Origin of the sequence: Novosphingobium sp. THN1, from assembly GCF_003454795.1 — a bacterium.
In the GTDB taxonomy this organism is placed as follows: domain Bacteria; phylum Pseudomonadota; class Alphaproteobacteria; order Sphingomonadales; family Sphingomonadaceae; genus Novosphingobium.
The window spans coordinates 2,099,701-2,111,212 of the sequence record NZ_CP028347.1 but is presented as its reverse complement, the minus strand read 5'-3'; the positions used below and the strand labels follow the sequence as shown (position 1 = coordinate 2,111,212).

Below are 11,512 nucleotides of genomic sequence, written 5' to 3'. Positions count from 1 at the left end.
TGACCATCAGACAGTTTCGTTCAAGCAAAAGTTGCAGGATTTTCAGCGTGTCAGACTAGACGGTGGTGGTTACTTTCACCCTAACGCCCGCCCTCAGTCCAAGATGCCACGGATGGGAATGCCTATCTCGCTTAGACGGGTGTGAGCCGCTAAAGCGCGACAATGTCCTCGCCCGCGAAACGCCTGCACCATCTCGATGCCGCCCGCGCCTTGCTGCTGCTGCTGGGCCTGCCGTTTCACGTTGCCACCAAGGCAATCTTCGAGAGCACGCCGCCCGCAGTGGACTTTCAGCAGTCGCTGCTGATCGGTGGTTTGGCGTCTCTCACCCATGTGTTCCGCATGTTCGCGTTCTTCATGCTGGCCGGGTACTTTGCCGGCATGATCCGCGAGCGGAAAGGCACGAAGGCGTGGCTGGCGGAGCGGACCCGGCGGCTTGGCCTGCCATTCGCGGCGAGCCTTCTCACTCTCGGCGCTCTGCAGTTCCACCTGCAGGACCTGCTGCTGCACAAGTCATCGCCGATGTTTCTCGGCCTGCCCTTGGCGCTCGATCATCTGTGGTTTCTGGTCGTGCTGCTGGGCTTCTGCGTCACATACGCCGCCGTACCGATGCAGCGCTTGCGGCCCGGCTCCGGCGTCCAGCGCGCCATGCTGCTCGAAGGCCCCGGAGCGCTGATACTACTGGCTTCCCTCGCGCTGTGGGGCCTGTTGCGTTACGCACTCGAACAGGTCCCGCCCATCCCGAACGCACCGAGCGAAACCCTGCTGTGGCAGCAATACGTGTTCCACGCGGCGGGTTTCGCGCTTGGCGTGCTGGCGTGGCACGGCCAGCTTGGCGAGAGGATCTTCGCGCTGCGCAGCCGCTGGATCATCCCTGGCATCGTGGTTCTGCTGGTGCCATACGTCCCGCTCGATCCGCTTATCCGACCCGCGCTCTGCAAGGAAATCTACCCCAATCTCGCAGGGACGCTGACCCTGCGCGCGCTCGAACTGCCGCTGGCCTATCTCATGTCGCTGGCTCTGTTCCGCCTGCTGGCCTGGGCGGTGAGAGGGCCGAGCAAGGTCGTCACCTTCTTCGTCGACGGTGCGCTGGCGATCTATCTCTTCCACCTTGTCTGGGCGATGATCGTCCTGCCGCAGGCACGGGCGTTGCCCCTGCCCGCCGAAGCGCAATGGCTGGTCAGCGCAGCCGCCGTCCTGCTGCTGGCGGTGTTGAGCTACCTCGCCGTCCGCACCACCAACCTGACCTCGATCCTGTTCTGTGGCGCGCCATTGAAGCAAGCCGCCTCTGCTGCCGCGCCGGTTTCACCCGCGCGCTCCTGACGAGCATCGCAGGCACGCTTTACCTTTGCGTGCGGCCTCGCTCCATCACCGCACGGCGGCGAGCCTCGACTTCGCCCGCCTCAACCTTCCCATTCATCGCACGGGAAACCTGGCCTTCAAGCGCCAGTACCTCACCGAGGGGCAAAGCATAGCCGTCGCCGATCAGGGCCTTGTAAGCCATGGTCATACGCGGCTCGATGCTCGCCATGTCCTGCGCCAGCGCAATGCAGGTTGCGAGAAGGTCTGCCGCCGGAACCACCCGGTTGACCAGCCCCCATGCGCAGGCCTGCTCGGCCCCGATGAAGTTGCCCGTCAGCGAAAGCTCCTTGGCCCGCGATATGCCGATTATCCGCGACAGCTTCTGCGACAGGCCCCACCCCGGCATGATGCCAACGCGCGCATGGGTATCGGCAAAGCGCGCGTTCTCGCTGGCAATCAGCACGTCACATGCCAGCGCCAGTTCGAAGCCGCCGGTGATGGCCACGCCGTTGATCGCGCCGATCACCGGCTTGCGGCAGTGCTCCACCGCCTTGACCGGATTGCGCTCGGCTTCCCCGGCGTTGGCATCGCCCAGCTTGGAGGTGTCGGACCCCAGCTCCTTGAGATCGAGCCCGGCAGTGAATGCACGCTCCCCCGCTCCTGTCAGCACGACCGCGCGGATGCTATCGTCGGCATCGACATCCCGCATCACCTGCGCCAGTGCAGAGCGCAGAGCCGAAGACAATGCGTTCATCGCTTCCGGGCGGTTGAGCGTGACCACGGCCACGCCATCGTGGCGTTCGACTTTGACGAGCATCCTGCATCTCCCTTAAGGAGTCGATTAAAGGCAAGTTGTCGGCTCTGGCAAGCCAGTGCAACCCAAGTTCAGGCTTGCTTTCCACGCCAGAATCGCTATGCGCCGCCCCTTCGCGGGATGTCCCGTGAAACCGAAGAAAGCCGGAGGGGCCCCGCAATCCCGCGGACAAGCCAGCGATCGGTTAGTTAGATAAGGAAGCACAAAGCATGCCGCTTTACGAGCATGTCTTTCTCGCGCGCCAGGATCTGAGCCAGGCTCAGGTCGATACGCTCGCGGCCGCCGCCACCGAAATCGTCGAGAGCAACAACGGCAAGGTCACCAAGACCGAGACCTGGGGCCTCCGTTCGCTGGCATACAAGATCCAGAAGAACCGCAAGGCGCACTTCGTCCTGCTGAACATCGAAGCTTCGGGCGACGTGATCGCCGAGCTCGAGCGTCAGACGCAGATCAACGAAGACGTGATCCGCTACATGACCGTCCGCGTTGACGAACATGAAGCCGGCCCGTCGGTCATGATGCGCAAGAACGATCGCGAGCGCAGCCGTCGCCGCGAACGCGAAGGGGAATAAGACATGGCTCGTCCGTTTTTCCGTCGCCGCAAGAGCTGCCCGTTCTCGGGCAAGAACGCGCCGAAGATCGACTACAAGGACGTGCGCCTGCTGCAGGGCTTCATGTCCGAGCGTGGCAAGATCGTTCCGTCGCGCATCACCGCCGTTTCGGCGAAGAAGCAGCGTGAGCTGAGCCAGGCGATCAAGCGCGCCCGGCACATCGGCCTCCTGCCCTACATCGTGAAGTAAGGAGCGCCCAACATGCAGATCATCCTGCTCGAGCGCATCGAGAAGCTGGGTTCGATCGGTGACGAAGTCACCGTGAAGGACGGCTACGCCCGCAATTTCCTTCTTCCCAACAAGAAGGCACTGCGCGCCAACGAAGCCAACCGCAAGGTCTTCGAAGCCAACCGCGCCCGCATCGAAGCCGAAAACGCCGCCCGCCGCGAAGATGCCCAGAATGAATCGGGCAACGTCGAAGGCAAGGAAGTCGTGCTCATCCGCGCTGCTTCGAACGCTGGCCAGCTTTACGGCTCGGTCTCGGTTCGCGACATCGCCGACGCTCTGGTCGAACAGGGCGCCAAGGTCAGCAAGGCCATGATCGTGCTCGAACGCCCGATCAAGACCCTCGGCGTCTACGACGTCAAGGTCTCGCTGCACCCGGAAGTCTCGGTGAACGTCAAGGTCAACGTCGCGCGTTCGCCCGACGAAGCCGAACTGCAGTCGAAGGGCGTCAACGTCATCGACGCAATGTTCGACAACGAGAGCGGCGGCTTCACCGAAGCCTACGACCCGAATGCAGAACCGGGCGAAATCCCGGCCGAGCTGCTGGAAGGCGGCGAGGAAGCGACCGAAGCCTGAGGCTTCATCGCTTTTGCAACAGAATTGGGGGCGTCCTTCGGGGCGCCCCTTTTTCTATGGCCTCACTTCACGGGTTCAAGCCGCAGGAAGCGCGCGGCGTTGTTGTAGAGAATGTCGCGCTTCTGCTCGGGGCTGAGATAGTCCGCGTTCTGGATCAGCCCGATCGAGTAGGCCATCAGTCCCGGCCAGGCGAGCTGGTCCGTGCCGTACATCACGCGATCGCCAAAGCCGGCATCGACCAGCCGCTCGATATAGCGGTTCACATCCTTGCGGGGATAGCTCCAGATCAGGCCGGCGATATCGACATAGACATGGCTGTTGGCCTGCAGCAGCGTCAGCATGTTGTCGATCATCGGATAGCCTGCGTGCATTACCTGCACCCGTAGCTTCGGATGTCGCGCCAGCAGCTCTTCCAGCAACAGCGGGTTACCCATCGATCCGCGATACGTCGGCATGGCAATGTTGGCCCGGCCCGAACCGCCCGTCCCCATGTGGATCGCCACCGGAATGTCCAGCTTCTCGGCCAGCGCGAAATATTGATCGACGCGCATGTCCGAAGGCGAGATCCCTTCATACTGCAGGCCGATCTCGCCCATGACCTTGAAGCCGTCCTTGGTGAAGGCAACTTCCAACATCTTGAGCTGCTTGGCCGCATCGCTGCCTTCAACCCGGCCGAACGCTGTGCCCGGAATGACGCGCGACGGTGCCGCCGCCTGCCACTTCTTGACCGCCTCGACATCGCCGAACACCACGCCGCGCACGTTCAGCCGCTCCATTTCGGCCAGCACGGCCTTCATGTATTCGCCCTTCGGCGCCGGATAGAGCTTGGGCGAGCACTCCTCGCTGGACCAGCCGAACGGTGCTTCCGGCCCATTCTTCGGATCGGAGGCTTCGAAGCGGGCCTGGTTCGGGCACACGGGCGTCGCCCATGGCGCGTCGGCCATGGCGTGCATGTGAACGTCGATGATCGGAGCCACGGCAGCAGTGGTGTTCTGGGCCGAGGCAGAGCCCGCTCCCATCAGCGCGATTATCGCAAGCGAACTCAGTCCAAGGCGCATCTTCGTGGCTCTCCCAGTAATGTATGACAGCGTTATCAGTCGAACCCGGTCAACGCGCAAGAGCTGTTTGGTTTGGCCATCCAGGAAGCATGGCGGTGTCTTTGCAGGGACACGCAGCCGCGCTAGACAAGTGGGGATGGAAACAACTGAAACGATCGTCGCCGAACTTTCCCGCGTCTACGACAAGGCCGTCGCCACCCTCCGGGCCGATATAGCGAATTACGCCAACCACGGCACCCTGCCCCCTGCCGAGCGGCGGACCGACGGCAGCTACTGCTACCCGGAACTGCACGTCCGCCTCAACGCGGAACCCAGCCACGAATCGACCGGCCGGGCATTCGGGCGCCTCACCCAGCGCGGTCACTATTCCTGCACGGTCACGCGGCCCGCACTGTTCGATGATTACCTGAAAGAGCAGATCGACCTGATCCGCGAAGGCTTCGAGGTCGAAATCGCGGTTCGTCCCTCGCGACAGGAAATTCCCTTCCCCTATGTGCTCGACGGTGCCTACGGTGCCCAGATCGGCCGCATAAACCCGCAGGAACTGGCGCAGCACTTCCCCGCCACAGAGCTCGCCCACATCGGTGACGAAATCGCGGATGCCGATTATGCCGTCGGCGATGGCCCGATGCCGCTATCGCTGTTCGACGGCTTGCGCACCGATTTCAGCCTTGCCCGCCTGGCGCATTACACCGGCACGCAGATCGACGATTTCCAGCGCTACATCCTGTTCACCAACTATCACCGCTATGTCGACGAGTTCGTCGATTGGGCCGCGCAGCAAATCGATGGCGAGAAGTTCGTTGCCCTCACCGGCGCGGGTGGCCTCTCGCTCGATGCGCGCACCGAGAATGCCCGCGCGCGCCTGTCCGACACGGCATGGCGCCGTCACCAGATGCCCGCCTATCACCTTGTCGCCCCAGACAAATCGGGCATCACGCTGGTCAATATCGGTGTCGGCCCATCGAACGCGAAGACGATCTGCGATCACCTCGCCGTCCTGCGCCCCGAAGCCTGGCTGATGATCGGTCACTGCGGCGGCTTGAGGCCGACCCAGAAGATCGGTGATTACGTGCTCGCCCACGCCTATCTGCGCGACGATCACGTGCTGGATCCGGTCCTTCCGCCCGAGATTCCCATCCCCGCCATCGCCGAAGTCCAGGTGGCCTTGCAGAAGGCTGCGGAGCTTGTCTCGGGCGAAGGCGGAACCGACCTCAAGAAGCGCATGCGCACTGGCACGATCGTTACCACCGACGATCGCAACTGGGAGCTGCGCTACACCCATTCCGCCCGGCGCCTGTCGCTCAGCCGCGCAGTCGGCATCGATATGGAAAGCGCCACCATCGCCGCGCAAGGCTACCGCTTCCGCGTGCCCTACGGCACCCTGCTGTGCGTGTCCGACAAGCCGCTCCACGGCGAGATCAAGCTGCCGGGCCAGGCCAACCGCTTCTACGAGGAAGCCATTGCCGCCCACCTCGCCATCGGCACGACCGCGTGCGACCTGCTGCGTCAGGAAGGCCCCCGTCTACACAGCCGCAAGCTGCGCGCGTTTAACGAACCGCCGTTCCGATAAGGCCACAAAAAGAAAGGCAATCCGGAGCAACTAGCCTTGCTCGCGGATTGCCGAGGTTGCGTCCCATCGCTCCGGGGTGGCCGGAGCCTGGTCCTGATTACTTGAAAACTTCGGCGCCCAGCGTGTCCATCGCGCTGCGGAACATGTCGACCGAGTTCGAGAAGACCTCGAAGTCGATACCCTTCCCGGTGACCATGTCCCAAGTCATCATCACCGCATCGTCCTTGCCCAGCGAGACCGAGGCAAAGCGGGTATTGCGATTGAAGCGCACGGCGTCTTCGGCGGTGAACTTCTTCTCCGGTGTGAAGTTGGCGACGAACTGTAGCGACTGGCACCCATCATGGGTCTTTTCGTTGCATTCGTAGAACAGAAGCGCCGCTTGCCAGCCACCGATCTCGGTGTTGATCAGCGGATCGCCATTGCCATCCTTGGCAAGTTCGGCGGTATATCCGAGGTTCTTCAGCGCTTCAGCCACACCTTCCGGCTTTACCGCGCTGACAGTGGCAGTTGCCGCCTGAGCTGCCGAAGGGGCAAGAACGCTGACGGCAGCGGCCGCCAGCAGGCTCTTCCAGATCATTCGCATCCTCAATCCCGAAAAGGGCTCTTGCCGGCCCGTTCGTTTATGGACGCGAAGCTGCCATCATTGCGCGCCCTCGGCAAGAGGGCTCGAAAACCCTTTTTCAGTCCATCAGGAACGCGGCGAGCTCCTCGCCCATTTCCGGCCTTGTCACACAGCTCATATGTGTGCCGGGGATCCAGGTAAGCGTGCCATCCGGCAGTGCCGCTGCCAACCGCTCGGCCGAGCCGTTGTCGCTGTCCTGATCGCCGCACAGCACCTGGCACGGCATCGTGATCGCCGAAAGCTCGGCCGTATCCGTGTCTGCCATCGTGCCCAGCAACATCCGCGCGGCCAGCCTGTCAACGCCCATGGTCTTGAGGAACTGCTGCGAGAAATAGGCGGGATCATCGCGCTTGATCGTGCCGAAGCGGTCGATCACGTCGAGGAAGAAGTCCTGCCGCCGCGCCCAGCCGGCCAGCCCTTCCAGTCCCATGCCGGAAAGCACCAGCTTGCGCGGTTTCATGCCGCCGATCACCGCGCGCGCCGCAGTCCGCGAGCCGAGCGAGAAGCCGACCAGGTCGAAGTCCGTCAGGCCAAGATGCGCTACCAGCGCCTCGAGATCGCGCACCAGCACGTCTTGCGGATAGGCGGCTGGGTCATGTGGCGCCGCACTGCGGCCATGCACGCGCAGGTCCGGCATCAGACATTCGAAGCCAGCCTCAGCCAGCTTCGCCGCCGTCCCGAACTTGATCCAGTTGACCTCAGCCGAGGAAAACAGGCCATGCAGAAGCACCACCGGTCTCCCCGCGCCCAGGCGATGCAGCGCCAGCTGAGCGCCGCCAAAGCCGGGGAAGAACGCGGTGGTTGCTTCCGTCATCAGGCGATCAGCCCTTCTTCAGGTGGCGGCGACCGAGCAGCTCTGCGATCTGCACCGCGTTCAGCGCGGCGCCCTTGCGCAGGTTGTCCGAAACGCACCAGATGTTCAGACCGTTGTCGATGGTCGAGTCTTCGCGAACGCGCGAAACGAACGTGGCGAAATCGCCGACGCATTCGACCGGCGTCACGTATCCGCCGTTCTCGCGCTTGTCGATCAGCATCACGCCCGGCGCTTCGCGCAGGATGTTCTGCGCTTCCTCGGCAGAGATTTCGTTCTCGAACTCGATGTTGATCGATTCCGAGTGACCGATGAACACCGGCACGCGCACGCAAGTGGCCGTGACCTTGACCTTCGGGTCGAGGATCTTCTTGGTCTCGGCGACCATCTTCCACTCTTCCTTGGTCGAACCATCGTCAAGGAAGACGTCGATGTGCGGGATCACGTTGAAGGCGATCTGCTTGGTGAACTTCCTGGGCTCGACCGGATCGCCAACGAAGATCGCGCGGCTCTGCTCGAACAGCTCGTCCATGCCTTCCTTGCCGGCGCCAGACACCGACTGGTAGGTCGAGACGACGACGCGCTTGATCTTCGCGGCATCGTGCAGCGGCTTCAACGCCACGACCATCTGCGCGGTCGAGCAGTTCGGGTTCGCGATGATGTTCTTGGCGGTGTAGCCGTCAATCGCGTCCGGATTCACCTCGGGCACGATCAGCGGCACGTCCGGGTCCATGCGATAGAGCGACGAGTTGTCGATCACCACGCAGCCCGCAGCCGCGGCGCGAGGCGCATGAACCTGGGTCGGACCGGAACCTGCAGCGAACAAGGCAATGTCCCAGCCGGTGAAATCGAAGTTGTCGACGTTCTGGACTTTCAGCATCCTGCCCGTCTCGCCGAATTCGATCTCGGTGCCCTGCGAGCGCGACGATGCCAATGCCGCGATCTCGTCGCAGGGAAACTCGCGCTCGGCCAGAATGTTGAGCATCTCACGGCCCACATTCCCCGTCGCACCGACCACTACAACCCGGTAACCCATTTCCATTCCCTTCCTGCGGCCCGCCCTTCAACAGCGGACGGGCCGTTCCCTAGCGGCTGGTTCCGACCAGCCAAGTGTTTTGGGCTTTAGGCCCATGAAGTGAGGCTACTTGCCACTCCCCGCGCCATTACGGTCAAGGAAGCGGAAAATCGTCTCGTACAAATGCTGGCTCACCTTCGGACCGCTGATGCGGTGGGTGTAGCCGGGATAGAGCATCATCTCGAACGGCACCGCTTCGGCCTGCATCTTGGCAATGATCGCCGAAGCGTTCTCGAACACCACGTTGTCGTCGGCCATGCCATGGATGATCAGCAGCGGATCGCTGATCTTGCCGGTGTCGGCCAGCGCGTTCGACTTCTCGTAGACCTGCGGCAGCTTGGCCGGATCGCCCAGATAGCGCTCGGTGTAGGTCGTGTCGTACATCTGCCACTTGGTCACCGGCGCCACGGCGATGCCCGCCGCGTAGGCACCCGGATTGGCCTCCAGCATCTTGATCGACATGTAGCCGCCATAGGACCAGCCGAACGTGCTGATCTTGTCGGCATCGACGAAGCTCTGCTTCTTCAGCCAGTTCGCGCCTGCCAACTGATCCTCGACCTCGACTGTGCCCATCGCGTGGTGCAGCGCCGAAGCGAACTTCACGCCGCGGTTTTCCGAGCCGCGATTGTCGATCGCGAAGTAGATGTAGCCCTTGTCGACGATCGCCTGCGCCAGCGCGCCCTGGAAGCCCTTGCTGACCACCTGCGCGGTCGGCCCGCCGTAGTGGTAGGTGAACACCGGGTACTTCTTGCCGGGCTCCAGCGGCGGGGTGATCATCATGTAGTGCAGCGGCGTGCCGTCGGCGGCCGGGATCGTGCCAAACTGCGCCGGGCGATGGCTGGCAAGGTACGGCGCATAAGGGTGCGTGCCTGCGACCTTGTTCTCCTCGATCCACGCCAAGCGCTTGCCGGTCGTGTCGGCAATATAGGACTGCGCCGGCTGTGCGTCGGACGATCGCGTGATCATCAGCGTCTGCCCGCTCTTGTCCATGCTCGCGCCGTTGACCCAGCCCAGCTCGGTCAGCCGCGTCAGCTTGCCCGGCGCCTTGAGGTCCATTGCATAGACCTGTTGCGCCAGAACGTCGTCCTTGGTGCCGGTGAGGTAGAGCTTGCCGCTCTTCTCGTCCACGCCGACAAGCCCGGTGACTACCCACTCACCCTTGGTCAGCTGGCTCCACTTGCCCTTGCTGAAGCGGTAGAGATGCCCGAAGCCGTCGCGCTGCGACCACCAGACGAGGCTGCCGTCCGAAAGGAAGCGATAGCTGTCCGACAGATCGATCCAGTGCTTGTCCGCCGCCTTTTCGCTGAACACCACGCTCGCCTTGCCGGTCATAGGGTCGACCTTGAGCATGTCGAGCACGGTCTGCTCGCGGTTCATGCGCTGCACGTAGAGCGTCTTGCCGTCGGGCGCCCAGTCGACGCGCGCGAGGTAGATGTCCTTATTGGCGCCAAGGTCCACCTGCACGCGGTTCGAACCGTCTGGCCCCATCACGTAGAGCGAAACTTCGGCGTTGGGCGTGCCCGCTGCCGGATAGCGCTGGTCGAAGGTCTTGGTGCCTTCCGCGCCAATCGCCGCGCGCGTCACCACGCCGACCATGCTCTCGTCAAAGCGCTCGACCGCGATACGGCTTTCATCCGGTGACCACCAGAAACCGTTGAAGCGGTTCATTTCCTCCTGCGCGACGAACTCGGCTTCACCCCAGTGAACGTGGGCGTTTGCCTCCTCAGGCGTGATCGCCTGCGCCGCCGCCCCGGTCACCGGCCCTGCCCACAGGCGACGATCGCGCACGAAAGCGATATGCTCGCCCTTCGGCCCAAGCTTCGGCGTCAGCTCACCACCCTTGGTGCCTTCAACCTTGCGTACCGACCCATCGAGCCCTGCCAGCAGCAGATCGCCATCCACCGGTACCAGCACCGACTTTCCGTCCGCACTCCACTCGTAGGAGACGATACCCTTGAGATCGCCGATGCGCTGGCGTTCGCGCTGCATCTTCTCGGCTTCACTCAATTGGCGGCCGGAGGACAGCTTGAGCGAATCCACCAGCATCTTCCATTCACCGGTCTGACGGTCGAAGCCCCACAAGTCATAGCGCTCGCGGTCGTCGGCGCGGTTGCGCAGCAGCGTCAGGTAACGGCCATCGGGCGAGAGCTTCACCGCACGCGGCGCCGGGCCGTTGAGGCTGGGGCTGGCAAACACGCGCTCGAACGTGAGATCCTTCGCTTCAGCAGGCGCGGCAGTGGTCATCGGTGATCCCTGTTGGGCAAGCGCAGGCGCGGCGACGAGGGGAAAGAGCGCGCAGGCGGCGAGCAGGCGGAAATGACGCATGGGTTTTCGGTATCCTCTGGCCCGGCTTGCCGCCGGGGCATGTTAGCGATGCGCCTACGTGGCCCGAAATGGTTGCGCTTGAAAGCAGAAAAGGCGCCCTGGCCTTGAGCCAGGACGCCTTTCTCAACACGTTACCCGTGCTTTGGCGTTGCTCAGGCCTTGGTGACCTTGCGCTCAGCAATACGCGCCGATTTGCCGGTGCGGCCGCGAAGGTAGTAGAGCTTCGCACGACGCACGACACCACGGCGCACCACGGTAATCGAATCGATGTTGGGCGAGTAGAGCGGGAACACGCGCTCCACGCCTTCGCCGAACGAGATCTTGCGAACAGTGAAGTTCGAACCGAGGCCACGGTTCGAGCGTGCAATGCACACGCCTTCATAGGCCTGGACGCGGGTACGCTCGCCTTCGACGACGCGCACGCCGACGCGGACGGTGTCGCCAGCACGGAAGTCCGGAATTTCCTTCTTCGCCTTGAATTCGGCGATGGCTTCAGCTTCAAGCTGCTGAATCAGGTTCATTT

12 protein-coding genes are annotated in these 11,512 nt (G+C 63.1%); 5 read left to right on the top strand and 7 right to left on the bottom strand.

All coding sequences use genetic code 11. The annotated features are described in order from the left end of the window. Positions 1 to 162: 162 nt before the first annotated feature. Positions 163 to 1,320, top strand: a complete 1,158-nt coding sequence (locus C7W88_RS10570; RefSeq protein WP_118073498.1) for an acyltransferase family protein — start codon at positions 163 to 165, stop codon at positions 1,318 to 1,320. Between the two features lie 19 nt (positions 1,321 to 1,339). On the opposite strand, the gene C7W88_RS10565 is transcribed toward C7W88_RS10570, so the two are convergent. Next, positions 1,340 to 2,116 (bottom strand): enoyl-CoA hydratase, encoded by a 777-nt coding sequence (locus C7W88_RS10565; protein ID WP_118073497.1) that lies wholly within the window; start codon positions 2,114 to 2,116, stop codon positions 1,340 to 1,342. 206 nt (positions 2,117 to 2,322) lie between these two features. Between C7W88_RS10565 and rpsF the strand changes: the two genes are divergently transcribed. Genes rpsF through rplI form a run of 3 tightly spaced genes read left to right on the top strand, consistent with a single transcriptional unit; the run spans position 2,323 to position 3,525 of the window. Beyond that, the gene (gene rpsF / locus C7W88_RS10560; protein ID WP_039334770.1) at positions 2,323 to 2,685 is read left to right on the top strand and encodes a 30S ribosomal protein S6; all 363 of its coding nucleotides are present in this window, start codon (positions 2,323 to 2,325) and stop codon (positions 2,683 to 2,685) included. Between the two features lie 3 nt (positions 2,686 to 2,688). Then, a complete protein-coding gene (gene rpsR / locus C7W88_RS10555; protein ID WP_011445073.1) occupies positions 2,689 to 2,913 on the top strand; it encodes a 30S ribosomal protein S18 in 225 nt (74 codons plus the stop codon). Between the two features lie 12 nt (positions 2,914 to 2,925). Further along, the gene (gene rplI, locus C7W88_RS10550) at positions 2,926 to 3,525 is read left to right on the top strand and encodes a 50S ribosomal protein L9 (RefSeq protein WP_118073496.1); all 600 of its coding nucleotides are present in this window, start codon (positions 2,926 to 2,928) and stop codon (positions 3,523 to 3,525) included. Between the two features lie 62 nt (positions 3,526 to 3,587). On the opposite strand, the gene C7W88_RS10545 is transcribed toward rplI, so the two are convergent. Then, positions 3,588 to 4,544 (bottom strand): amidohydrolase family protein, encoded by a 957-nt coding sequence (locus tag C7W88_RS10545; RefSeq protein ID WP_205525164.1) that lies wholly within the window; start codon positions 4,542 to 4,544, stop codon positions 3,588 to 3,590. 169 nt (positions 4,545 to 4,713) lie between these two features. Between C7W88_RS10545 and C7W88_RS10540 the strand changes: the two genes are divergently transcribed. Further along, positions 4,714 to 6,156 (top strand): AMP nucleosidase, encoded by a 1,443-nt coding sequence (locus C7W88_RS10540; RefSeq protein ID WP_370073117.1) that lies wholly within the window; start codon positions 4,714 to 4,716, stop codon positions 6,154 to 6,156. Positions 6,157 to 6,253: 97 nt separating this feature from the next. Here C7W88_RS10540 and C7W88_RS10535 read toward each other — a convergent pair whose 3' ends face one another. From C7W88_RS10535 to rplS, 5 genes are all read right to left on the bottom strand, one after another. Continuing rightward, on the bottom strand, positions 6,254 to 6,733 hold the full coding sequence (locus tag C7W88_RS10535) for a YbjN domain-containing protein (RefSeq protein WP_240344539.1): 480 nt from the start codon (positions 6,731 to 6,733) through the stop codon (positions 6,254 to 6,256). Between the two features lie 103 nt (positions 6,734 to 6,836). Further along, positions 6,837 to 7,592: an alpha/beta fold hydrolase gene (locus C7W88_RS10530; protein WP_118073492.1), complete on the bottom strand. Its 756-nt coding sequence runs from the start codon at positions 7,590 to 7,592 to the stop codon at positions 6,837 to 6,839. 7 nt (positions 7,593 to 7,599) lie between these two features. Further along, the gene (locus C7W88_RS10525; RefSeq protein WP_118074711.1) at positions 7,600 to 8,625 is read right to left on the bottom strand and encodes an aspartate-semialdehyde dehydrogenase; all 1,026 of its coding nucleotides are present in this window, start codon (positions 8,623 to 8,625) and stop codon (positions 7,600 to 7,602) included. A gap of 105 nt (positions 8,626 to 8,730) precedes the next feature. Further along, positions 8,731 to 10,989: a S9 family peptidase gene (locus C7W88_RS10520; protein ID WP_118073491.1), complete on the bottom strand. Its 2,259-nt coding sequence runs from the start codon at positions 10,987 to 10,989 to the stop codon at positions 8,731 to 8,733. A 152-nt stretch (positions 10,990 to 11,141) separates the two neighbouring features. Then, positions 11,142 to 11,510, bottom strand: a complete 369-nt coding sequence (rplS, locus tag C7W88_RS10515) for a 50S ribosomal protein L19 (RefSeq protein WP_011445066.1) — start codon at positions 11,508 to 11,510, stop codon at positions 11,142 to 11,144. Positions 11,511 to 11,512: the final 2 nt, after the last annotated feature.